Annotated in this window: 21 protein-coding genes and 1 other annotated feature; of the genes, 20 read left to right on the forward strand and 1 reads right to left on the reverse strand. The window is 45.0% G+C overall.

Annotated features, from left to right (window positions below; all coding sequences use genetic code 11):
- The first annotated feature begins 88 nt into the window (after positions 1-88).
- The 17 genes from ACK8P5_RS07205 (at position 89) to leuS (ending at position 18,202) form a co-directional block, all read left to right on the forward strand.
- Positions 89-1,045, forward strand: coding sequence for an AAA family ATPase (locus ACK8P5_RS07205; RefSeq protein WP_422660275.1), 957 nt, complete (start codon positions 89-91; stop codon positions 1,043-1,045).
- Positions 1,046-1,047: 2 nt separating this feature from the next.
- Complete coding sequence (locus ACK8P5_RS07210) at positions 1,048-2,292, forward strand: DUF58 domain-containing protein (RefSeq protein WP_422660276.1); 1,245 nt, start codon at positions 1,048-1,050, stop codon at positions 2,290-2,292.
- Positions 2,289-4,511: a transglutaminaseTgpA domain-containing protein gene (locus ACK8P5_RS07215; RefSeq protein WP_422660277.1), complete on the forward strand. Its 2,223-nt coding sequence runs from the start codon at positions 2,289-2,291 to the stop codon at positions 4,509-4,511. Before ACK8P5_RS07210 ends, ACK8P5_RS07215 begins: the two co-directional genes overlap by 4 nt.
- Positions 4,512-4,693: 182 nt before the next feature.
- Positions 4,694-5,224 (forward strand): YqeG family HAD IIIA-type phosphatase, encoded by a 531-nt coding sequence (locus tag ACK8P5_RS07220; protein WP_422661403.1) that lies wholly within the window; start codon positions 4,694-4,696, stop codon positions 5,222-5,224.
- Positions 5,221-6,348, forward strand: coding sequence for a ribosome biogenesis GTPase YqeH (gene yqeH / locus ACK8P5_RS07225; RefSeq protein ID WP_422660278.1), 1,128 nt, complete (start codon positions 5,221-5,223; stop codon positions 6,346-6,348). Before ACK8P5_RS07220 ends, yqeH begins: the two co-directional genes overlap by 4 nt.
- Positions 6,349-6,390: 42 nt before the next feature.
- Positions 6,391-7,263 (forward strand): shikimate dehydrogenase, encoded by an 873-nt coding sequence (gene aroE / locus ACK8P5_RS07230; RefSeq protein ID WP_422660279.1) that lies wholly within the window; start codon positions 6,391-6,393, stop codon positions 7,261-7,263.
- A 110-nt stretch (positions 7,264-7,373) separates the two neighbouring features.
- Positions 7,374-7,664 carry a ribosome assembly RNA-binding protein YhbY gene (gene yhbY, locus ACK8P5_RS07235; RefSeq protein ID WP_422660280.1) on the forward strand — a complete coding sequence of 97 codons (291 nt, stop codon included), beginning with the start codon at positions 7,374-7,376 and terminating at the stop codon, positions 7,662-7,664.
- Positions 7,665-7,684: 20 nt separating this feature from the next.
- Positions 7,685-8,287, forward strand: coding sequence for a nicotinate-nucleotide adenylyltransferase (locus ACK8P5_RS07240; RefSeq protein ID WP_422660281.1), 603 nt, complete (start codon positions 7,685-7,687; stop codon positions 8,285-8,287).
- On the forward strand, positions 8,259-8,837 hold the full coding sequence (gene yqeK / locus ACK8P5_RS07245) for a bis(5'-nucleosyl)-tetraphosphatase (symmetrical) YqeK (protein WP_422660282.1): 579 nt from the start codon (positions 8,259-8,261) through the stop codon (positions 8,835-8,837). Before ACK8P5_RS07240 ends, yqeK begins: the two co-directional genes overlap by 29 nt.
- Positions 8,834-9,181, forward strand: coding sequence for a ribosome silencing factor (gene rsfS, locus ACK8P5_RS07250; protein WP_422660283.1), 348 nt, complete (start codon positions 8,834-8,836; stop codon positions 9,179-9,181). The genes yqeK and rsfS overlap by 4 nt, the downstream gene beginning before the upstream one ends.
- Positions 9,178-10,089, forward strand: a complete 912-nt coding sequence (locus ACK8P5_RS07255) for a S1 RNA-binding domain-containing protein (RefSeq protein WP_422660284.1) — start codon at positions 9,178-9,180, stop codon at positions 10,087-10,089. Before rsfS ends, ACK8P5_RS07255 begins: the two co-directional genes overlap by 4 nt.
- A 39-nt stretch (positions 10,090-10,128) precedes the next feature.
- Positions 10,129-10,899: a class I SAM-dependent DNA methyltransferase gene (locus tag ACK8P5_RS07260; RefSeq protein WP_422660285.1), complete on the forward strand. Its 771-nt coding sequence runs from the start codon at positions 10,129-10,131 to the stop codon at positions 10,897-10,899.
- 325 nt (positions 10,900-11,224) lie between these two features.
- A complete protein-coding gene (locus ACK8P5_RS07265; RefSeq protein ID WP_422660286.1) occupies positions 11,225-12,085 on the forward strand; it encodes a sugar phosphate isomerase/epimerase family protein in 861 nt (286 codons plus the stop codon).
- Between the two features lie 59 nt (positions 12,086-12,144).
- The gene (locus ACK8P5_RS07270; RefSeq protein ID WP_422660287.1) at positions 12,145-13,308 is read left to right on the forward strand and encodes a Gfo/Idh/MocA family protein; all 1,164 of its coding nucleotides are present in this window, start codon (positions 12,145-12,147) and stop codon (positions 13,306-13,308) included.
- A 63-nt stretch (positions 13,309-13,371) separates the two neighbouring features.
- Positions 13,372-14,445 (forward strand): Gfo/Idh/MocA family protein, encoded by a 1,074-nt coding sequence (locus ACK8P5_RS07275; protein WP_422660288.1) that lies wholly within the window; start codon positions 13,372-13,374, stop codon positions 14,443-14,445.
- 50 nt (positions 14,446-14,495) lie between these two features.
- Positions 14,496-15,371, forward strand: a complete 876-nt coding sequence (locus ACK8P5_RS07280; protein WP_422660289.1) for an AraC family transcriptional regulator — start codon at positions 14,496-14,498, stop codon at positions 15,369-15,371.
- 38 nt (positions 15,372-15,409) lie between these two features.
- Positions 15,410-15,673 (forward strand) — a binding site (T-box leader).
- A gap of 87 nt (positions 15,674-15,760) precedes the next feature.
- Complete coding sequence (gene leuS, locus ACK8P5_RS07285; RefSeq protein ID WP_422660290.1) at positions 15,761-18,202, forward strand: leucine--tRNA ligase; 2,442 nt, start codon at positions 15,761-15,763, stop codon at positions 18,200-18,202.
- Here the strand turns inward: leuS and comER are convergent.
- Positions 18,183-19,025: a late competence protein ComER gene (comER, locus tag ACK8P5_RS07290; RefSeq protein ID WP_422660291.1), complete on the reverse strand. Its 843-nt coding sequence runs from the start codon at positions 19,023-19,025 to the stop codon at positions 18,183-18,185. The two genes, leuS and comER, sit on opposite strands and share 20 nt — an antisense overlap.
- 174 nt (positions 19,026-19,199) lie before the next feature.
- Between comER and ACK8P5_RS07295 the strand changes: the two genes are divergently transcribed.
- The 3 genes from ACK8P5_RS07295 to ACK8P5_RS07305 all read left to right on the forward strand — a co-directional run bounded on the left by ACK8P5_RS07295 (position 19,200) and on the right by ACK8P5_RS07305 (position 23,041).
- The gene (locus ACK8P5_RS07295) at positions 19,200-19,703 is read left to right on the forward strand and encodes a ComEA family DNA-binding protein (RefSeq protein ID WP_422660292.1); all 504 of its coding nucleotides are present in this window, start codon (positions 19,200-19,202) and stop codon (positions 19,701-19,703) included.
- Positions 19,704-19,755: 52 nt separating this feature from the next.
- On the forward strand, positions 19,756-20,274 hold the full coding sequence (locus ACK8P5_RS07300) for a deoxycytidylate deaminase (protein WP_422660293.1): 519 nt from the start codon (positions 19,756-19,758) through the stop codon (positions 20,272-20,274).
- A 124-nt stretch (positions 20,275-20,398) separates the two neighbouring features.
- Positions 20,399-23,041 carry a ComEC/Rec2 family competence protein gene (locus ACK8P5_RS07305; RefSeq protein WP_422660294.1) on the forward strand — a complete coding sequence of 881 codons (2,643 nt, stop codon included), beginning with the start codon at positions 20,399-20,401 and terminating at the stop codon, positions 23,039-23,041.
- The last annotated feature ends 34 nt before the right edge of the window (positions 23,042-23,075 follow it).

Raw genomic sequence — 23,075 nt, forward strand, 5'->3', positions numbered from 1 at the left:
AAACTACTCTTCAATGTACTCTGGGACTCCCATCATGTACAATAGTAGTAAATCATCTATTTATTCCCTTACAGGAGGTTTATAATACATGCCCGTAAGACAAGAATCCATGAATACTATTTTTTCAGTACGTTCCAACCTGGAATCATGCCTTCTAGGTAAAGAATTTGAAATCCAGCTTCTTCTAACTGCGTTGCTTGCTGGAGGACATGTGCTTATAGAGGACGTGCCTGGAACAGGTAAGACGCAGCTCATTAAAGCACTTGCAAAATCAATGCAAGGGGATTATCGGCGAATTCAGTGCAACCCTGACATTTTGCCAAGTGACATTACAGGAGTATCGGTATTTCATCCTCGGGATGAGCGTTTTTATTTCCGCCCAGGACCTGTCATGACCAATATTCTTTTGGCTGACGAAATTAACCGGGCAACGACGAAGACGCAGTCAGCCTTGCTCGAAGTTATGGAAGAGCGAAGCGTAACTGTAGATGGTGAGACCCATGAGCTTCCACATCCGTTTATGTTGTGTGCGACACAGAATCCTATTGATTTTGAAGGTACATATATGCTTCCTGAAGCTCAACTTGACCGCTTTATGCTAAAGATTAGTCTGGGATATCCTGACGCTGCGACGGAGAAAGAGCTGATGTTCCGTTCTCGTCACGGACAACTGGTGGACAAGCTTAAACCCGTGACGTATATGGATCATATTTTGTCTATTCAGGAAGAAATTCGCGATGTATTTATCGGGGATCCAGTCGCTGATTATTTATTAGGCATTACGCGTGCGACAAGGGAACATCCTTCTGTCATTCTTGGAGCTAGCCCGCGTGCAACGCTATCTTTTATGAATGCTGTTAAGGCGTTTGCGTTCCTGCAGCAGAGAGATTACGTGTTACCTGATGATGTTAAAATTCTTGCGCCTTATGTCTTGTCCCATCGGATTATGCTGCGTCCGGAATCCAGACTTGACAGCGTAACAACAGAGTCCGTGCTGCAATCTATTCTTCGGCAGATCAAAGTGCCTGTTCAGATGGGAAGATAGGCATGCGCCGATATTTCTCTGTGCTGACCAATGGCATAAAACCGTCGAAGCTCGCAGCGGTACTGGCGGTTTGGTGTATATGCTTGCTGTATGTCTTGTTTCAAGGAGGCAAGACATCGATGATGCTGTTCTCTATGGTCAGCCTGTTGTCTGTTTACCTCATAGGTTCGAGTTTTGGTGGAGTCAATCGCGTGAAAGCTTCTCGGCACGTTTCATCAGAACATGGAGAAATACTACATGCTGGGGATCAGGTACGTGTGACGATGGACGTAACGATTCCAGGCCTGCTGCCAATGCCTTACCTTATCATGCGTGAGGTATTGCAGCGTCATAATGGGGACAAGTGGTCTTTTGAGGATAGTGTTATTCCGAATTTGCGTGGTTCGGGTGAACTGGTGTTTCAGACACCACCACTGGAAAGAGGGCGTTACGCCTTTTCCAAAACGGAATGCATAAGTGAAGATATATTTGGTTTGATTGAACATCGCGGAGAGTTTGAAGTGGAGACGTTTTTTCGGGTGCTCCCCCGCACGATTTTCATTCCGAACTGGCAGCGGAACATGCGCAGCTTAAGAATGGGAGGAACGCATACAACACTTTCTCCTTCTAGAAGAGAGACGACTCAGATCAACGGTGTACGTGATTATGTATATGGTGACCGTATTTCTAGAATCCACTGGAATGCAACGGCTAAGACGGGATCTTGGAAATCCAAAGAGTTTGAGCACGAATCTTTCCCCAAGACAATGATTGTTCTAGATTGCACGGCTCAAGGTTATCAGTCTCCCCGTCAATTTGAGCTGGCTGTGTCTGCAGCAGCTTCACTAGTTGAATACGGGGCTCGCGAATATGCTGGTACGGGACTATTTACAGCTTCGAAGAATCCGTCGGTGTTTGCAGCAAGTGATACACCAAGCGAACGAATGAGAATGGTTCAGCATTTGGTGGATGTAGATGCAGATCGAACAGAAAGTCTGTTAACTTCACTAGAGCGTTCTTATCGTCATTTTCCGAAAGGGGCTTTATTTCTCTTGGTAAGTCCTTTGGCTGATTCTTCTGTTCTTGAAGTGATGCGCTGGGCTGAGACTAGAGGGATGAATCCAGGATTGCTCCGAATTTTAAACCATGAAGGGGAGAAGAGCGGGAAGGAAGATTATACGTCACTTCTGAAATCGCGAGGTATTATGAATTACGCTGCATCTTCGCTGGAAGAGCTTCCGGCTGTTTTAGGAGGTGCTCTACGATGAGAGCAAACAAGCAGAAATTCTCCTCGTCTTTCTTCTATATACTATCCTTGTTATGGATATGGATTATATTACTACAATGGGTTTCTTATACAGAACCCATACTATATGAAGAAACAACAGCAAGTATCATTGCAGCGCTTGCGATTACAGCAGTTACAGAAGCATTGGTATTTATTAAGCGCCCTTTTCGGGTAATAATCCAGATTCCCTTAATCATTTTTGCAGTGTATCTAGTGCTTCAGAAATACGGCATTCCGGTACCGCCGAATCCGCTCGAAGCTATTCGTTCCCGAGAGTTAATGAGTCTATTACCTTATTTTTGGTTTGCATTAGCTTCGTGGGCGATTTTGATATTTGTATCAGCTTGGGCTAGAGATAAGAGAAGAATCTTATTCATTGTAGGTCTTAATGTTGTTGCATTCGCTGTACTAGACTCCTTTACGAAAATTGTTTTGTGGGATGAAACAGCTTGGGTTGTTGCTGCAGGAATGGGCTGGCTTGTAACAGAGCATTTTAATCGATTCCGTACAAGATTTCCGCTAGGATGGCGTAGGCTTCGGGCATATCCAATGAAAATCTTAGGGAATATCCTTGTTATTTTTTCTTTAATTATTTTAGCGGGGATTAATATGCCTAATATCCAGCCTGCCTTAACGGATCCTTACACCGCTTGGAGAGAATGGAATGGTATGCCCCTCACTGGAAGTGTAACGGGAACGGGAAGTGGTTTTTTTAAAGATACGGCGGAAAGCACTTCTGGTTATGGGCGAGAGGATAATGAATTAGGCGGCGCATTCAATTTTGATTACACACCTGTGATGACGGTAACCTCTACCGAGAGAAGCTATTGGCGCGGTGAGTCGAGAACTATTTATTCAGGGTCTGGGTGGACCGACAAGCAAAGCCGCCGCAATACAGAAGGCATAGAAGTGGGAGAATCTCTAAAAGGAGATTTATCAGGTGAGATTGAGACCAAGACAGTGAAGCAGACCGTTACGATGCTGAATGATAGTGTGTATCCGGTTTTGTTTGGAGCTTATTCGATCTCACAAGTGGACAAAATGGATACGGAAGTAGATAATGGGACACTTCGGTGGAAACCTGAAGGGGCAGAATTACACTTTGACTCTGAGCCAAAGCGTCCAAGTTATCCCAAGGCCTATTCAGTAACCTCAGAGATTCCAATCATTCCAGTCGAGGAACTACGAAGCAAATCATACGATGAGCTCTATACGGGTTCCATAGATAAGGATTACATGCAGCAGCCGTCCGATTTTCCAGAGCGAGTAAAGTCACTTGCGCTTGAAGTAACGGCCGATGGAAATACACCATACGAGAAAGTTATGCTGCTGCAACAATATCTACAGACGAACTTCACTTACACAAATTCACCGGATTTATCAAAGCGACAGAGTTCAGATTTTGTAGATGCATTTCTGTTTGAGGTGCAAGAAGGGTACTGTGACTACTTCTCTACATCGATGGTGATGATGACCCGGTCTCTAGATATTCCTGCCAGATGGGTGAAAGGATACGCTCCAGGCAGTGTTCCGGCAGAAGAGTTTATGTCGCAGGATGGCGAGGATTCATCTGATTCTAGTACCAGCTACACCGTTAAAAATTCGGATGCCCATTCATGGGTTGAAGTATATTTCGGAGAATATGGATGGATTCCGATTGAAACAACGCCTGGTTTTAACATGCCGATTATTGCTGGAACAGAACCAATCGAGCCGACTACTCCTGCAGAAGAAGATCTGGAGAAGCAAGATGAAGAAGTAGCTCCTGTATCTCCTTCGGATAATCAAGATGGGAAATCATCGGTTTATCTGATCCTAGCGATCCTTTCCGGAGCGGTTATTCTTATATGGGTTGGGTATATTCTATGGAGGATGCGGTTTAATCTTCGCTTCATTTCAGCCCGTCTTCGTGCAGGTAAACCACTAACCCCAGCCGATAAAGTCATTGCAGAAACGGAGCGATGGTTGAAGGCAGCTCACAGACGTGGCCTGACGCGGGGGTCAGACGAAACGCTGAGAGAGTCGGTCACAAGATGGGAACTTAAGTATCCATCGTTAGGCTCTTCGCTAACCCCACTCCTTAGAAAGTTCGAAGCGGCACGTTATAGTCCGAAACATATTGTAGAAGACGAGTGGCGTAACGTTCAAGCGGATGCGGTTGAATTGAAGAAGAGTATAAAAAGCTTGAAAAATTCCTAAACGCGAGACCGCCTGGGTTCCTAGTGAGGAGCATTGGGCGGTTTTTCTAAATTAAGCTAAGTGAAATCCAGCTAGACTCGGCGTTTTCTTGGCTCTATCTATGGCTTTAGAGTACTGCCGTTTATTTTTACTAACTAACGGGAATATGGTATAGTTTTTCGTATGAAATTGAGGTGACGAATTTGTTTGAGATGCTAATTCCAAAACTCCGCGTCAATACGGTTTTTGACATCGACCTGGAGGAACTGTATAAGCAGGGGTATCGGGGGATTATTACAGATTTGGATAATACGCTTGTAGGTGCTAAGGCCCCGCTGGCAACACCAGAACTGGTGGCATGGTTTAAAAAAGTAAAAGAGATTGGCTTTCAGCTGATCATCGTTTCAAATAATCAACTGGAGCGCGTGTCTAAATTTGCTACTCCACTGGATATCCAATATGTACACGAAGCTCGTAAACCGAGTAATGCCCCTTTCCGGAAAGCGATGAAAATGATGGATCTAACCCATGAACAGACGATAGTCGTGGGGGACCAGATGCTAACGGACGTTTACGGTGGAAACCGATTGGGATTATATACAGTATTGGTTATGCCAATTGCGATTAATGATGAAGGACGCTTTACTCGCTGGTTCAACCGGAGGGTTGAACGAGTCGCATTGACGCGTTTGAGGAAACAAGGATTATGGACTGAGGAGGACAAGAAATCATGATGGAGCCTTTAGGCGGACAAGTCACCAAGAAATGCAGCGGCTGTGGCATTTCATTACAGCACACTGCACAGGGTGAGCCTGGCTATTTACCGGAAAAAGCCTGGGACCGTGAGCCGGTCATTTGCCAGCGCTGTTTCCGTATTAAGAATTATAACGAAGTCGCATCCGTTGCTGTAGATCAGGACGAATTCCTGCGTCTTCTTGGACAAATTGGCAGCAAAAATGCGCTTGTTATTCATATTGTAGACATTTTTGACTTTGAGGGAAGTTTAATTTCAGGTCTTCAGCGATTTGTCGGGAATAACCCGGTTATTCTTGCTGTTAACAAAATTGACTTGCTTCCTAAGGTTACGAACTGGAACAAGCTTTTGAATTGGGTGCAGAAACAATGTAAAGAACAAGGACTTCGTACAACTGACATTGTTCTTTGCAGTGCCAAGAAGAATCAAGGCTTCGATCGCTTGCTTGAGATGATAGCCGATCATCGTGGCGATCGCGACGTTTATGTTGTGGGTGGAACCAACGTGGGTAAATCAACATTAATAAATCGTCTGATCCGGGATTACAGTGATCTGGAGCAAGAACTTACAGTTTCACGTTATCCAGGAACGACACTAGACATGATTAATATTCCACTGGATGATGGACGCTTTATCGTTGATACACCTGGAATTGTTTATCCGTGGAGATACAGTGAGATCGTTAGCCGTGATGACCTGGGGGTTGTTATGCCTGAGAATCCACTGAAACCTCTTGTATATCAGCTTAACGAAGGACAAACACTGTTCTTTGGTGGAATGGGTCGTTTCGATTTTATTAAGGGAGAGCATCAATCCTTTACTTGCTTTATCAGCGGTCGTCTGAAAATACACCGGACGAAGCTTGATCGTGCCGATTCATTGTTTGAGGATCATGCAGGAGAACTTCTGTCACCTCCAACCAAGGAACGGCTACAAGAAATGCCAGAATGGACCAGACACGAGATTAGGGTTGCTAAGGGTTCTCGCTCCGACATATTCATCTCCGGTTTGGGATGGATTAAAGTGAATGGAGATTCAGGTGCTCTTGTAGCTGTTCATGTGCCTAAAGGAGTTAAGGTGCTACAGCGCCCTTCATTGATCTAACGAGATCCACAACTGTCTTTTTGGGAGAGGCGGATGTACGAAATGAAATCAACACAGCAATCAGAGTTTACAATGGCTAGCGGTGCTATGTTACTTGGGGTAATGGGGGATCCAATCATCCATACGAAATCACCGATTATGCACAATGCCGCACTGAAGGCACTTGGCATAGAGGGGAATTATGTTCCACTTCATATCAAGCCTGAAGGACTGGAGAAAGCGATTCAAGCCATTCTCACACTCGGTTTTCGTGGCGTTAATGTAACGATTCCACATAAAGTTGAGGTTATGAAATATTTGGACCATATTGACGAAGGAGCCGCCAAGGTGGGGGCCGTCAATACAATTGTCAATAACAATGGTGTTCTAACCGGCTATAACACAGACGGAATTGGGTATGTGCGGTCCCTGAAAGAAGAAGTCTGTCCTGAATTGAGAGGCAAGAACATTGTCGTTCTCGGTGCCGGCGGTGCCGCACGTGGGATTATACATGCATTGACTGCTGAACAGCCCGGACAGATTTCAATCGTGAATCGAACGGCCTCCAAGGCGATAGAGCTCGCACAAGAGTGGGGTTCATTAGCTAATATGCAGGGGCTTTCCGAAGCGGAAGCGCAAGCAGCTGTAAATTCGGCTGATGTACTAATAAATACGACCTCGGTTGGTATGCATCCTAACGTAGGGGAACTTCCGCTTCCTAAAGAGTGGATCCCAGAGGGGATTGTGGTTAGTGATCTCATCTACAACCCACTTATGACAGAGCTTCTCCATGTTAGTGCCAGAAAGGGCTGCAGCACCCATGGAGGGCTTGGCATGTTTGTTAATCAAGGTGCGTATGCTCTTGAATATTGGACAGGAGTAGATGCTCCAGTTGCCGTGATGAGAGAAGCTGTGCTTCAGAGTTTTAAATTGTAAGCAAATTCCTAAATATTTATTTTGCTTAAAGATAGATCAAGCGCTAGAATAAAGGTTTCGGAACAGAGAAATGATTGGAATAGATGATATTAAGGGAGTTATGAAGAAGAATGTTAACTGGAAAGCAAAAACGATATTTAAGATCAATGGCACATCATTTGGATCCCATATTTCAGGTAGGTAAAGGTGGAAGTAATGATCATCTGATTCGCCATATTTCTGAAGCAATTGAGAAGCGCGAGTTGTTAAAAGTATCCGTACTGAACAACTGCATCGAAGATCCACGTGAAATCGGGGCTGAATTAGCTCAAGGTGCTAAGGCAGAACTCGTCCAAGTTATTGGAAAGACGATCGTGTTGTATAAAGAATCAAAGGATAACAAGACAATCGAATTGCCTTAATTAAAGGGGGCGAGCTCTCGATGAAGGTTGGTATTATGGGAGGCACGTTTGACCCGATTCATATCGGTCACATGCTTGTGGCGGAAGCTGCACGGGACGCATATCAATTGGACGAGGTATGGTTTATGCCAAGTCATATCCCTCCTCATAAGCAGAAGTCCAGTGTCACAGGACAGATGAGACTGGAAATGACAGCTGAAGCGGTGAGTGGTCATCCTTTTTTTCGAACGTTGAACGTTGAAGTGGAGCGTGGAGGCACATCCTATACTGTGGATACAGTGACGGAATTACGGCAGATTTATCCACATATTCAGTTTACCTTCATCGTCGGGGCGGACATGGTTAACTACTTGCCGAATTGGCACCGAATTGATGAACTTGCCGAAATGCTCGATTTTATCGGAGTGAACCGGCCGGGATCTGATCTGGATGTGAAGAAATTGCCTGTATTTTTACAGGAAGTTGTCAAAATTGCAGATATGCCGCTTGTTGACATATCCTCCAGCATGATTCGTAAGAGAGCGGCAGGAGGTCAATCCATACGTTATATGGTGCCAGACTCTGTCTATGATTATATTGTAAGGAGCGGAATCTATGGGATACAGCCGAGAGCAACTAATTGAGGCCGTATCTTCCCAGATGCCCGAAAAGCGATGGATACACACACAGGGTGTCATGGATACGGCGGTTAAACTTGCCGAACAGTATGGAGCAAATCCGGGAAAAGCTGATTTGGCAGCGATTCTGCATGACGTCGCTAAATATTGGCCTGTGTTAAAATTAGAAGAAGCGTTAGTGGAAAGCGGATATCAAGGAGATTTGTTCGAGCATGATAAACAGTTGTGGCATGCTGAGGTAGGGGCGTTTATCGCAGAGCGCGACTACGGAATTACCGATCAGGAAGTGCTTGATGCCATTCGCTATCATACCTCAGGTCGAGTAGGTATGACTTTGCTGGATAAGGTGGTATGCCTCGCGGATTACACTGAGCCAGGCCGAGATTTTCCTGGAGTGAATAATATTCGAGAACTGGCCAACCATAGCCTTGAAGAGGCACTTGCAGCAGCATTTGATTCAACAATGAGTTTCCTCATGTCTCGTAAGCAGATCATATATCCGCTAACGTTATTAGCAAGAAATGATTTAATAAAGCAATTGGAGGCGAATTCATGACGATAACACCGAGTGAATTGTTAAATGTAGCTGTAGCAGCTGCTGAAGATAAAAAAGCGATGAATATTGTGGCACTTGATTTGAGAGGCATTTCATTAGTTGCCGATTATTTTGTGATTTGTCACGGTAACTCAGATACACAAGTTCAAGCAATCGCGACTGAAGTACGTAAACGTGCACATGATGCAGGTGTTGCACTCCGTGGGCTCGAAGGTATGGACGCAGCTCGCTGGATCCTGATGGATCTTGGTGATGTTGTGGTTCATATATTCCATCGTGATGAGCGTGAATACTATAACATTGAGCGTCTGTGGTCGGATGCCAAAGTGGTGGAGAACGTATGAACCTGATTGCTGGTACAATAATGCAACTGGAGATTTTACGTGAAGTATCACCTTATGGTTATTTTCTAGATGGTGGAGACATGGATGTACTGCTCCACTATACCGAACTTACCCGAAAAGTAGAACCTGGCGAAACGGTAGAAGTATTTATATTTTTTGATACCGAAGATCGATTAGCTGCGACGATGAAGAAGCCATACCTTACCCTTGGTGAAACAGCCAAGCTTATGGTGGCGGACGTTCATCCGCGGCTGGGCTGTTTCCTTGAAATGGGTCTTGGTCGTCAGCTACTGCTTCCGATTCGTGAACTGCCTGAGATGAAAGAGCTTCATCCGCAGGTTGGTGATTATGTATTTGCTATGATGGAACATGATAAACAGGGACGTCTTCGCGCTAAGCTTGCTGGTGAGCAAGAACTGGCTCCTCTTGCTTTTAATGCTCCTGATGCATGGCTGAACGAATGGTTTACAGCACTTGTATACAAGCCGCTTCAAATGGGGACATTTGTTATTGTGGATGGTGGCGTTCTTGGTTTCGGAGCCATTGGGATGATCCATTCTTCTGAGCGTACGCGATTGTTGCGTCTTGGGGAAGAGGTTCGTGTCCGTGTCAGTCATGTTCGTGACGATGGGCGTGTCAATCTATCAATGGTACCGCGTAAAGAAATTGGTATGACCAATGATGCTGATCGTCTGCTCGCATTCCTGAAAGAACGTCCAGGTGGAGCTATGCCATACTCTGACGCAACGCCGCCAGATATTATCAAGCAGCGTTTTGGTATCAGTAAGTCAGCCTTCAAACGTGCGCTTGGTAAGCTAATGAAGGATGGACTTGTCACACAGAAAGAAAATTGGACTTATCTTGCCAAGGAGAACGAGGAAAACGAAAATTCGGATTCTGCTGATTAAGGCATGAAATAAGGAACGCTTGAAGAAAGTGGTGTCATCATGTTGTCTTACCGCAAATTTGCGTACGTTTACGATCAACTTATGGAGGACATGCCTTACCCTGATTGGCTCCGGTTCGCACGGACGGCCTGGGAGAAGCATGGTATGCCGAAAAGCGTGGCGGAGCTCGGATGCGGGACGGGCAGCATTACAATACCGCTCGTGAATTCGGGATTTGAAGTCACCGGTATTGATCTATCAGCTGATATGTTGTCGATCGCCCGTCGTAAACTGGAAGAAACCCCACAAGGGAATCGCTTATTCCGTGAGGGAAGCGTGCGCTGGATTCAGCAGGATATGCGCGATTGGGAACTTCCTGAGCAGGTAGACTCGGTAATATCATTCTGTGATTGCCTTAACTATTTACTTGAGGAAGACGATATACGTGCAGCGTTCGCCCGTACGTTCTCAGGCTTGAAGGAGGGTGGCACATTCCTGTTTGATGTTCACCATCCGAATACCTTGATCCGTTATGATGAGGAGCAGCCTTTTGTCCTTGATGATCATAAGGTTTCGTATATCTGGACTTGTGCACTCGACGAACCTCGTTGTGAAATTGAACATCATTTATCTATATTCGCGAGGGATGAGAACGATCGCACGGTTTACCGCCGATTTGAAGAAACACACACCCAGCGTGGATATGATCCCGAATGGATGAAGGTAGAGCTTACCAAAGCCGGATTCAGAGATGTGAAGTGTTATGCAGACTTTGAATGGGTGGAAGCTGGCGATGATGCTCAAAGACTGTTCTATGTTGCAATAAAATAAGTACACGATAGAAGAAGGACTGTTTTTCGTAGGTACAACTACATGAACAGTCCTTTTTGTATTTTCTCAAAGTAATTTACTAATCGGTAGTTATCCCCTCTTGCATAAGAGACACTTTTTCAGTGTTGTATTTGACTGTGGTTAAGATCGAGTTGGAGAACCATAGGTTTGATGTGTTTCATGTGCTAGACTAAAAACGCATATGAATGTAAACGATTACAAAAAATGAACATGCAGGTGGTTGCCGAAAAGAAGGATCAAATGACAATCAACTGATTTTTCAAAATGAAGGAATTCAATCAAGTGAAGAAAGGGTGGAGCGAAGATGAAATGGTCTGTGTTTACGGTTGCAACCCCTGATTTGAATCCGGAGGAGCTGGCTGCTGCTGCACAAGAAGCAGGAGTTGAGGGTATTGAATGGCGTTTCAAGGAAATACCGAAAGATGCATTTCAAGAGGATCCCTCATTTTGGCGGCATAATCGCTGCTCTATAGATCCAGAAGGTACGGAGGAAGAATGGCTTAGCTTTGATAAAGCTGTTAAGCAGTATAAATTGCGGAGTATTGCGGTGGTCCCTTACCTGAATTGTGGAGATATGGAAGGTACAGAACGTGTGATGAAAGCAGCTAAAACGCTAGGAGCTTCTTTTATTCGCGCAGGCGTTCCTGGGTATGATGGCAGAACGAACTACAATGATCTTTACGACCAGGCTGTTCGTTATTTGGATAAAGTGGAGCGTTTAGCTGCTGATTATGGTGTTAAGGCGCTTGTTGAAACACATCACAAAACGATAGCACCTAGTGCAGGCTTAGCTCATAAGCTGGTCAGTCATTTTGACTCCAATCATATTGGAGTTTTGTACGACCCAGGCAATATGGTACATGAAGGGTTTGAGAATTATAGAATGGGCATGGAGCTCCTAGGTCCTTATCTTGCTCATGTTCATGTAAAGAATGCCGGATATCGCATGACAAAGTCAGCCGATGGTCTGCATTCAGCGTGGAGTGGAGAATGGACCCCTCTGGCTCATGGCATCGTTTCTTGGCCTCAGGTGCTGACTGATCTGAAAGCGGTCGGCTATGATGGCTATTTAGGAATTGAAGATTTCAGTGGGCAGTATTCTTCCAAGGAAATGCTGAAATATTTCGTCCAACAGATGGAAGAATGGCACAATGCCATAACTTAATGTTTCTTTTACATAATTGAATTCATTTCATGGTTTCAAGAAAAGGGGGAGTAATGAGTATGGAACAAGTTAGAATTGGCGTGATCGGGCTTGGAATGGGGTTTAGTCATGCTAGAGCACTGGCAGCAGGTAAGATCAGAGGAGCATCCTTAGTGGCTGTATGTGATCTACAGGTAAGCAAGCAGGAGATGGCCAAGGCTGAGCTACCAGAAGGAGTCAAGGTATGGAGTGATGCAAAGGCAATGATGTCATCTGGTGAAATCGATGCCGTTATTATTGCAACGCCGCATTATGCTCATCCTGAGGAAGCAATATACGCTTTTGAACAAGGTTTACATGTGCTGATCGAAAAGCCTGCAGGCGTCCATACGAAGCAGGTTCGTGAGATGAATAAGGTTGCTGCGGAGAGTGGTAAGGTATATTCCATAATGTACAATCAGCGCTGTAATCCATTATATCAGAAGCTCCGTGAGCTGATTGCTTCAGGTGAGCTTGGAGAGATACGCCGGACCAACTGGATCGTTACTCACTGGTATCGTTCACAAAGTTATTATGATTCCGGTGGTTGGCGCGCGACATGGGCAGGTGAAGGCGGTGGTGTTCTCATCAATCAATCCCCACATCAGCTAGATTTATGGCAATGGACTACCGGGCTAATGCCTGTACGAATGAGAGCTTTTTGTTCTTTCGGCAAATACAGAAATATTGAAGTTGAAGATGATGTGACTGCTTATGTTGAATATGAGAACGGTGCAACAGGAGTGTTCATTACAACAACGGGAGAAGCACCTGGAACGAACCGTTTTGAAGTAACGGGTGATCGCGGCAAGATCGTTATTGAAGATGATAAATTAACATTTTGGCGTTTGCGGGTTTCGGAAACAGAGTTTAATCAAGAATTCAAAGGCGGTTTCGGAGAGCCGGAATGCTGGAAATGTGAGATACCGATCTCGGGGAATAACTCACAGCATAATGGTATCCTTCAAAATTTCACAGATGCCATATTGCATGCAGCGCCGCTCATTGCACCTGGTGAAGAAGGGATTCATGGCTTGACTCTGTCTAATGCGATGCATCTGTCGAGCTGGACGGACAATTGGGTCGATCTTCCGCTAGATGAGGATTTATATTATGAGCTTTTGCAGGAACGGATTAAGAATTCAACCTATCAGAAGACCGTAATCGAAACGGGGCCGGCTGATATGTCTAAGACATTTGGTTAAGAGAGCGAGTCACTCGTCTGAACTTTTAAGCAATGGGCTATATGGTTGAAGGAGGTATCTTAATTGAGTAGGAGTAACGGTATGCTCTACGCTCCGACCGGAAAGGCGGAGCCGGTAGTGGGCCCTGGACAGTTCGTTATTGCCGCCATGGCGCTAGAGCACGGACATATTTACGGGATGTGTAATGGGCTTGTAGAGGCAGGTGCAACCTTGAAGTGGGTATATGACCCCGATCCGATAAAAGTACAGCAGTTCTGCGAGAAATACCCTCAAGTGTGTGCAGCTTCTTCAGAATCACAAATTTTGGAGGACCCGGAGGTAAGGCTTGTTGCTGCGGCTGCAATTCCTTCCGAGCGATGTGACCTTGGGCTTAAGGTCATGTCCCATGGTAAGGATTATTTTACGGATAAAACGCCTTTTACTACGCTTGATCAGGTTGCAGCTGCCAGAGCTAAAGCTGCAGAGACGGGACAGAAGTATATGGTTTATTATAGTGAGCGTCTCCATGTAGAGAGTGCAATTCATGCCGGTAAATTAATTCAAGATGGCGCTATCGGCCGAGTAGTGCAAGTGATGGGGACTGGACCACATCGCTTAAATGCTTCATCAAGGCCAGATTGGTTCTTCCGTCATGACCAGTATGGAGGTATTCTCTGTGACATCGGCTCCCATCAGATTGAACAGTTTTTATATTTCGCAGGATGTAAGGATGCCAAGGTGACGAGCAGTAAGGTGGCGAACTACAACAATCCGTTGTATCCAGAGCTTGAAGACTTCGGGGATGCAACCTTGATCGGTGATAACGGAGCGACGAATTATTTCCGTGTTGACTGGTTTACACCGAATGGACTCAGCACATGGGGAGATGGAAGAACGTTTATCCTGGGTACGGACGGATATATCGAATTGCGAAAATATATTGATCTAGCAAGAGATCCGAAGGGAGATCATCTCTATCTGGTTAACCATGAGGGAGAATACCACATGGAGCTAAAGGATAAGGTGGGCTATCCATTCTTCGGAGAACTGATAATAGACTGCATAGAACGAACAGAAAGAGCAATGACACAGGAGCATGCATTTAAAGCGGGGGAATTATGTGTTGTTGCGCAGAATGAAGCGGTTCGTATTCAGTAATTGGTTCCGTTATAATAAAGGAATACCTAGGATCAGAAGGGGAAAACTCTATGAAACCGGTGTCCTTTATGAATGAGTTGAGCGGGAAACAAATACAGCTTCATCAACCATTCGAATTTCATCATCGTCACGAGGAGCCAATGGCTGGCGGTGAATTTCATTCGCATGCTTTCTATGAAATCTATTATTTTCACGAAGGAAAATGTAATTATCTTATCGGAGATAAGATCTACCTTCTAAAGCCGGGCGATCTTATCTTAATGAATGGTTTGACCTTGCACTGTCCTCATGTGGAGCCTGGTGTGCGTTATGTAAGGAGTATCACTCACTTTGATCCTGGCTTCGTGAACCGGTGGCTTCAACCTGCAGCATCCGCGGCATTATTGAGTCCATTTGAGGAACTTCGAAATTATCGTCTGTCGTTGCAAGGATCAGAGCGGTTGGAATTCGAAAATATTATGAGCGATTTAGATCGTTTAACTTCTCAGGGGGCTACGCAGGAGCGAAGAATGCTGCGGATACTTGACATGATGTATTTTATCTCGGATCTGTGTCGTAATGTTGTAAATGATAGAGATTCTTTCTCCGAGAAGGAACGTCATGTTCAGCAGGTGATAACCTTTGTGGAACGTAACTATATGAACGATCTTACCTTGGAGGATATTGCGGATGCGGTACATTTAACGAAGCAGTATTTGTCCACGTTGTTTAAAGAAGTGACAGGCACGACTGTTTTCAAATACGTATATAGCCGAAGAATTAATCAGGCAAAAATCTTGCTGTGGCTTCATCCAAATCTGTCAGTCACGGAAGTTTGTTATGCTGCAGGGTTTAAACATTTAGCCCATTTCAGCCGGATGTTCAAAGAGATGGTCGGTAGAACACCGGAAGATTACCGTAGCAGCAGGTGTTCAGCATTGACTTAAGCGAGGATGTTCGATATAATATCGTCATTAAAATCGAATACCATACGATGATGAGGATTAGTAGTTTCTAACTCGATCACACAGAGAGCCGGCGGATGGTGCAAGCCGGTTGACGAAGGAAATGAACTCGCCTTGGAGTAACGATGTTAACCCGGATCAGGTAGCTTACGTGGGTAAGCTAACGCCAGTCCGATGAGTCATCGTCGTCTCACCTGCGATAGAGGTGCAAAGGGAGTTAAGGACAAAGAATGTCTTTAGCTAACTAGGGTGGTACCACGGGAATCAAACCTCTCGTCCCTAGCGTCGTACGCTATGGATGATGAGGTTTTTTTGTTTTGAGGCGCACGGTTTATAAACCGTGTTTGACCGAGAAGGAGGAGCATGAAAGTATGAGTGAAAATCAACCGACAGGCCACGGTTATCAGCCGCAGGTCATCGAGCCGAAATGGCAACAGTATTGGGATGAACACAAAACATTTAAAACGCACGACAATCCATCAAAACCGAAGTTTTATGCATTGGATATGTTTCCGTATCCGTCGGGTGCAGGTTTGCATGTAGGTCACCCAGAAGGTTACACGGCAACAGATATTGTTTCCCGTTTTAAGCGGATGCGCGGATACAACGTGCTCCATCCAATGGGCTGGGATGCATTTGGCCTTCCTGCCGAGCAGTATGCAATGGACACGGGAAAGCACCCTCGGGAATTTACGATTAAGAATATTGATAATTTCCGTCGTCAGATCAAATCACTTGGATTCTCTTATGATTGGGACCGTGAGATCAGCACAACGGATCCTGATTATTACAAATGGACGCAATGGATCTTCATTCAGTTGTATAACAAAGGTCTGGCCTATGTTGACGAAATTCCAGTTAACTGGTGCCCTGCACTCGGAACGGTACTTGCGAATGAAGAAGTCATTGATGGCAAATCCGAGCGTGGTGGACATCCCGTAATCCGCAGACCGATGCGTCAGTGGATTCTGAAAATAACCGATTATGCAGAGCGTCTGCTTGAGGATCTGGATGAGCTTGACTGGACTGAAAGCATCAAAGATATGCAGCGTAATTGGATTGGAAAATCAACAGGTGCGGAAGTACGCTTCGATATCGCTGGTCATGATCAGCATTTGACGGTATTTACAACGCGCCCAGATACCTTATTTGGTGCAAGTTACTGCGTACTGGCTCCTGAACACGAGTTAGTGGACCTTATAACTACCGAGGATCAGAAAGATGCAGTTAAGGCATATCAAGATCAAGCAGCGCGTAAGAGCGACCTAGAACGTACGGATCTGGCAAAAGATAAGACTGGCGTATTTACAGGAGCATATGCAGTGAATCCGGTAAACGGAGCACAAGTTCCTATTTGGATCGCTGATTACGTACTTGCTGGCTATGGTACTGGAGCGATTATGGCTGTTCCAGGTCATGACAGTCGTGACTGGGAATTTGCGAAGCAATTCGGTCTGGACATTATCGAGGTTGTTAAGGGAGGAAATGTTGAGGAAGAGGCGTATGCTGGTAACGGAGAACACGTCAATTCTGATTTCCTAAACGGACTGGATAATGAAGCAGCTATTGAAGCGATGAATGAGTGGCTTGAGAAGAACGGAAAAGGACAGAAGAAAGTCACTTACCGTCTGCGTGATTGGCTGTTCAGCCGTCAACGTTACTGGGGTGAACCGATTCCAATTCTTCACTTGGAAGATGGCACGATGAAGACTGTACCAGAAGATCAGCTTCCGCTGCTTTTGCCTGATGTAGATCAGATCAAACCTTCAGGTACAGGTGAATCACCACTAGCCAACGTGACAGACTGGGTTGAAACCATAGATCCAGAGACGGGCATGAAGGCCCGTCGCGAGACCAATACAATGCCACAATGGGCTGGTAGCTGTTGGTACTACCTTCGTTACATTGATCCAGACAACAATGAGGAGCTTTGTTCCAAAGAGAAGCAGAAACAGTGGTTGCCTGTCGATCTGTATATTGGTGGTGTTGAACATGCGGTACTACACTTGTTGTATGCCCGTTTCTGGCATAAGGTGCTGTATGATATCGGAGTTGTAGATACAAAAGAACCATTCCAGAAGCTAGTTAACCAAGGTATGATCCTCGGTAACAACAACGAGAAGATGAGTAAATCGCGTGGCAATGTCATCAATCCAGATGATATCGTAAATGAATATGGTGCTGACACACTCCGTGTATATGAAATGTTCATGGGACCTCTTGAGGCGACTAAACCATGGAATACCAATGGTGTAGAAGGTATGCATCGATTCCTGTCACGCATCTGGCGTTTATTTATCGGTGAGAATGGTGAACTTAGCTCTAAGATCATCGATGGCGAAGGAACCGATGAATTCAAACGCATTTGGCATAAGACGATCAAAAAGGTGACAGATGATATGGAACATCTGCGCTTTAATACAGCGATCAGCCAGCTTATGATCTTCATTAATGAAGGCTACAAAGTGAATGAGCTGCCGCGTAAAGCAATGGAAGACTTCGTACAGATGCTGTCTCCGCTCGCACCTCACTTGGCTGAAGAGCTGTGGAACCGTCTGGGTAACACTGAAAGCATCACATATGTCCCATGGCCTGAGTTTGATGAAGCTTGGACAGTGGATGCCGAAGTCGAGATTGTTATTCAAGTGAGTGGTAAAATTGTAGAACGGACCAAGATTGCTAAAGATATGGACATTGAAGCAATGAAAGAACATAGCCTCTCCCTTCCAAGTGTCAAGCAGGCGTTGGAAGGAAAGAGTATCCGCAAGGTGATTGCGGTGCCGGGTAAACTGGTCAATATCGTGGCCGGTTAATCGAATTACCGAAGGCAGCATCCAGTTTCTCCAGATCCTCCTCATATTTATCATGTGTGGTCGTGATCAATTGGTGAAACAAACCGTCCAGCCTGTTTCCAAGTAGGGACAGTGCCTGGGCGGTAATGCCTCCGGGAACAGCCACTCTCTCTTGAAGTTGTTCAGGAGAGAAACCTTCCTCTGTAAGCAATTTGCCGGTTCCGAGCAGCATTTCTCCGGCAAGAGCATTTAGCGTAGGACGGTCGGCTCCGGTCATTTCGACCGCGGCATCAATCCATTTTTCCACAAAAAAACTCAAAAAAGCAGGCCCGCAGCTGGAAAAATCGGAAGTGATCCGTGTGTGTGATTCCAGAACCTCAGTGGGCCTGCTAATAGAAGACAGGAGGCTTTCTAAAAGCAGCCTGTCTTTTTCTTGTATCCGTGACCCATAAATACATAGTGATGCTCCACTTCCTGTTTGGTTCGTAATACTAGGTATAATTTTCGCTACCTTGCAGGGAAGCGCAGATTCGAGATGTTTGATCTGGACGGGACTCGTAATGGATACTGCGATTTGAGAGGTGAGAAGATGTTCTTGGATTTCGTCTATGACAGGTTTAAATTCTCCGGGCTTAACGCACAGAAAAAACAGGTCGCTCTGTGATGCAGTTTCTGCATTACTTCTACATACGATTAAGCCAGGATGGCGTGCTGCCAACTCAAGAGCCTTTTTCGGTGTGCGGTTACTGATCCGAATTTGCTCAGGTCGCAGCACTCCCGATCGTATGAAGGAGTCGATCAGCAGACTACCCATGCTGCCCGTACCGATAAAACCGACCTTCATGTGTAGTTCCCTCCTTTCGCGCTTTACGGCATAGAGATACCGTTTCATATCGTTAATGTATGCGACTTGACCGTTAATTCATGACCGATTTGGAGAGGAATCGGTCTGTACGCGTTATATTATTATGTTGTTATTAATTGGACGGGCACTCCGTTCGGGATTGGAGTCATATTTATGAGACGATTACCGATAGGATTCAGTATTATTGCTGTATGTATTGGCTGCTTTCTTATCCTTTTTGCCGGTGGAAAGAAAGATGGAATTGAAGAATGGAAGCCGCTAAATTCAGAGATTAAGGAAGCTCTTGGTATGGAGGAGTCCACAAATAAAGTAGAAACGACTAATAAAGACAAATCTTCTGAAATGACTTCGGCTACAGAAAAAGCATCAGAAGAGAAACCTTCCTTAGAAGCAGTATCCCACGAGAAGAATGAGAATGTGAAAGAGAAGGAACAAGAGGAGATTCTATCTAATACGGACACTTCGGGTAAAATTAACATAAATACGGCGGATTTAGCTGCGCTCATGGATCTCCCAGGTATTGGAGAGAAAAAGGCACAGGCTATCATCGACTACAGGAGTAAGAATGGTCCGTTCCCTAGTGTATCCTCTCTTATGGACGTCAAAGGAATTGGACCTAAAATGCTTGAAAAAATGAAACCTTACGTTGCGCTTTGACCCTGTGATACAATGATTTCAGATAACTTCTAGGGAAACAGGTGAACTAAAAATGAGTACGGATCAACGTAAAGATTGGGACACGTATTTTATGGATATCGCATTTATGGTATCCACTCGCTCACAGTGCTCGAGACGCCATGTCGGAGCAGTATTGGTACAGGGCAAAAAACTGCTTGGAACAGCATATAACGGAGCTCCGATGGGCGTTCCAGATTGTTCGGAGGCAGGCTGTATGATTGCTGAAGATTATGAGCTTGTATCGAGTAACGGCAAAGAAGAAATGGTTAAGAAACAACGCTGTATTCGAACGATTCATGCGGAACAGAATTTATTGTTGTTCACAGATCGTATTGATCGTGAAGGAAGTACCGTATATGTAACGGACGAGCCTTGCTGGACATGTGCCAACATGCTGGCGAATAGTGGAATTACAGAAGTTGTATTCCATCGTTCTTACGCAAAGGATACGGAAAAGGTACATCGCATGATGGAACAGAAGGGGATTTCATTCCGTCAGCTACTTACATATGAACCACCAAAAGAAACATTAATGACGGTTTCGGATTAATATTCACCGGAATCGATTTAAGAGTTAATACATCGGTAATGAGGAAGGACCTCTGGATGCTTAGGCAGCTAGAGGTCTTTTTTTGTTCTGTAACCCAATATTCTAAAGAGGAGCTGAGCATGAAATGACTCATCGACCGCTGCTGGTATTTACCTGCTGCTGGGTGCTGGGCAGCGGGACTGCTTGTATGTATTCCGGTTTTGAGCTGATGTATACCATTGTGGGGATTTCGCTGCTGCTGGGCGTTGTTTTATTTTGGCGACGAGCGGGAGCAATATTTATATGCAGTATGGTCTTATCGTTGTTCATGTCATCAGGATACTGGGAGTGGAATGATGCGCGAAATGTCAGTACTCTAAGTAATCTAGTAACAGATATGAAGGAAGAAGATGCGACAATTGCCATTCTGGCTAAAGGAGTGATCCTATCTCCTGTTAAAGTAGATGGGGATCGAGCTGACTTTGAGTTTTTAATAAAGGATATGGATACTTATGATGATTTGAAGGAAAAGGTTCAAGTCCAGGTGAAATTGATGACACAAGCAGAGCAGCAGGCGGCACTGCACTGGAGACGAGGGGACGTTGCGAGCATCGCAGGTCAGTTGGAGAAGCCAGGGATTGCTCGTAACTTTCAGGGATTTGATTATCAACAATTTTTGCGAACAAAGGAAATTCACTGGATCCTTAAAGTGAAAGGAATAGACCAGCTCGAAGTTGATGAACCGGAAGAGTGGACGTGGAGCCATCTATTTCGCTGGAATGATCAGGCGCGCGAATTTATTGGAGGTCATATTGATCAATTGTTTAGCGGTGTAAATGCGGGATATATGAAGGGACTCATCATCGGTGAGAAGGGGGATTTGGATGCAGATACGTTTGGTGAGTTTTCCAGACTAGGGCTTACGCATATTCTGGCTATATCGGGAATGCATGTAGCTGTTTATGTTGGTTCATTGTTATTTATTTTCTCGGCATGTCGCTTTACCAGGGAGTCATCTTTGACTGCTGTTATCTTTTTGTTACCGCTATATGTATTGCTGACTGGAGCAAGTCCTTCGGTGGTACGCGCAGGCATCATGGGGATGATCGGGCTGTATGCAGCAAGGCGGGGGCTTTTGAAGGATGGATTACATATTCTGAGTTTTACAGCCCTGATCATGCTGTTGTGGGATCCTTATTTCCTGGTGAATATCAGTTTTCAGCTGTCTTTTCTTGTAACGGCAGGACTTATGGTGTTTGTGCCAAAGTTAACGTCTTTTCTATCTTTCTTGCCACGCTGGCTGGCGGGGACGGTCGGAGTTACTTTAGCCGCTCAACTCGTATCATTTCCACTTACGATCTATTATTTCAATCAATTTTCGTTATTGTCTTTGCTTGCGAATTTATTTCTCGTTCCTTTAATTAGTTTGGTTGTTCTGCCCATGGGCATGATCACTGTGATCCTTGGAATGATATGGCCTACCTGTGCGCGGTGGATTGCCATCTTAATAGAATGGCTGAATACTTTTACCTTCTCTATTGTGGAGTGGATGAATAGCTATCCGTTGTTTCTAACCATTTGGCCATCACCTACATTGTGGTGGATCAATGGGTATTTTATTGTTCTATACTTGCTATTACATACAGTAAGTAAGAAGAAGTCGGCAACCCTGGAGAATGGAGTGAACTTTGATGAAACGGTTCCTTTATCAAGGGGTGACATGCCCAAGCGGTTACATTCTTTTTCTCTGCACCCTGTTGCAAATAAGCTTAGATCAATGGGATTCTATAGACTTGCGCATCACACAGAGAAATTAGGAAGTAGTGCAATGGTTACGCTGCTTGCCTGTCTGTTTTTGTTCTTGTTATATAGTGGCTATCATGGACCAGGGAGGCAAGGGGATGGTTGGGTACAGTTTTTGGATGTAGGTCAAGGAGATTCGATCCTAGTATCTACACCAGAAGGAAAGCATATATTGATTGATGCCGGTGGGACAACAAACTTTAGAAAAGAGAAGGATGCATGGAAGGAAAGAAGCAACCCATTCGAGGTGGGGGAGAAAGTCGTTGTCCCCTTACTGAAGAAACGAGGAATTCATTCGCTGGATATGGTGATGATTTCACATAATCATCAAGACCATAGTGGTGGTCTTCAGGCTGTTCTGGATGAAATTCCTGTGAAATCTATCGTGTTCAACGGTACCTTAGCTAAGTCGAAGTCATTTGAGCAGCTGTTAACAACAGCGATTAAACAAGAGATCCCAGTTTATCAGGCTAACGGCGGGTCCATCTATCATGCAGATCGATATACTGAATTTCTGTTTATGAATACGGGGAGACAAGGCAGAGAGCAGGAAGCACTTCCTGTGGTGGAAAATCAGAACCATGAGTCTCTTGTAGTTGAGATGCGTATGAATCAAGCACGTTTTTTGTTTACAGGAGATGCGGATGAACAAGCAGAGCAGCAGATATTAACAGAGCAAACTGAGCATATTACGGCTGGAAATAATACAACACGCCCACTAGATGTACTTAAGGTGGGACATCACGGAAGTAAGACCTCCACATCTGAGGCATGGCTTGAGGCCTGGAAGCCTCTGGCTTCGGTAATATCTGCAGGCGTCAATAATATGTACCGTCACCCCCATCCCGATGTAATAGAGAGACTAAGGCGCTATGGTTCATTTGCCCTGCGGACTGATCTCAGGGGAGAGATCCAGATGAAAGTTTCTAGTAATGGAGTGATAGATATACGTACAAAATTGATGTCGGATGACGAAGTACGTTAAATTTGGTATAGTTAGATGAACTTTCCTTAGATAA

Source organism: Paenibacillus sp. EC2-1, assembly GCF_049311625.1.
In the GTDB taxonomy this organism is placed as follows: domain Bacteria; phylum Bacillota; class Bacilli; order Paenibacillales; family Paenibacillaceae; genus Paenibacillus_AQ.

Coding starts and splice junctions, on each gene's coding strand:
- ACK8P5_RS07280 (WP_422660289.1), top strand. CDS start 14,496: ATGAAACCGGTGTCCTTTATGAATGAGTTGAGCGGGAAACAAATACAG.
- rsfS (WP_422660283.1), top strand. CDS start 8,834: ATGACGATAACACCGAGTGAATTGTTAAATGTAGCTGTAGCAGCTGCT.
- aroE (WP_422660279.1), top strand. CDS start 6,391: ATGAAATCAACACAGCAATCAGAGTTTACAATGGCTAGCGGTGCTATG.
- ACK8P5_RS07210 (WP_422660276.1), top strand. CDS start 1,048: ATGCGCCGATATTTCTCTGTGCTGACCAATGGCATAAAACCGTCGAAG.
- ACK8P5_RS07300 (WP_422660293.1), top strand. CDS start 19,756: ATGAGTACGGATCAACGTAAAGATTGGGACACGTATTTTATGGATATC.
- ACK8P5_RS07295 (WP_422660292.1), top strand. CDS start 19,200: ATGAGACGATTACCGATAGGATTCAGTATTATTGCTGTATGTATTGGC.
- ACK8P5_RS07265 (WP_422660286.1), top strand. CDS start 11,225: ATGAAATGGTCTGTGTTTACGGTTGCAACCCCTGATTTGAATCCGGAG.
- comER (WP_422660291.1), bottom strand. CDS start 19,025: ATGAAGGTCGGTTTTATCGGTACGGGCAGCATGGGTAGTCTGCTGATC.
- ACK8P5_RS07255 (WP_422660284.1), top strand. CDS start 9,178: ATGAACCTGATTGCTGGTACAATAATGCAACTGGAGATTTTACGTGAA.
- yqeH (WP_422660278.1), top strand. CDS start 5,221: ATGATGGAGCCTTTAGGCGGACAAGTCACCAAGAAATGCAGCGGCTGT.
- yqeK (WP_422660282.1), top strand. CDS start 8,259: ATGGGATACAGCCGAGAGCAACTAATTGAGGCCGTATCTTCCCAGATG.
- ACK8P5_RS07305 (WP_422660294.1), top strand. CDS start 20,399: ATGACTCATCGACCGCTGCTGGTATTTACCTGCTGCTGGGTGCTGGGC.
- ACK8P5_RS07240 (WP_422660281.1), top strand. CDS start 7,685: ATGAAGGTTGGTATTATGGGAGGCACGTTTGACCCGATTCATATCGGT.
- ACK8P5_RS07260 (WP_422660285.1), top strand. CDS start 10,129: ATGTTGTCTTACCGCAAATTTGCGTACGTTTACGATCAACTTATGGAG.
- ACK8P5_RS07270 (WP_422660287.1), top strand. CDS start 12,145: ATGGAACAAGTTAGAATTGGCGTGATCGGGCTTGGAATGGGGTTTAGT.
- leuS (WP_422660290.1), top strand. CDS start 15,761: ATGAGTGAAAATCAACCGACAGGCCACGGTTATCAGCCGCAGGTCATC.
- ACK8P5_RS07215 (WP_422660277.1), top strand. CDS start 2,289: ATGAGAGCAAACAAGCAGAAATTCTCCTCGTCTTTCTTCTATATACTA.
- ACK8P5_RS07205 (WP_422660275.1), top strand. CDS start 89: ATGCCCGTAAGACAAGAATCCATGAATACTATTTTTTCAGTACGTTCC.
- yhbY (WP_422660280.1), top strand. CDS start 7,374: ATGTTAACTGGAAAGCAAAAACGATATTTAAGATCAATGGCACATCAT.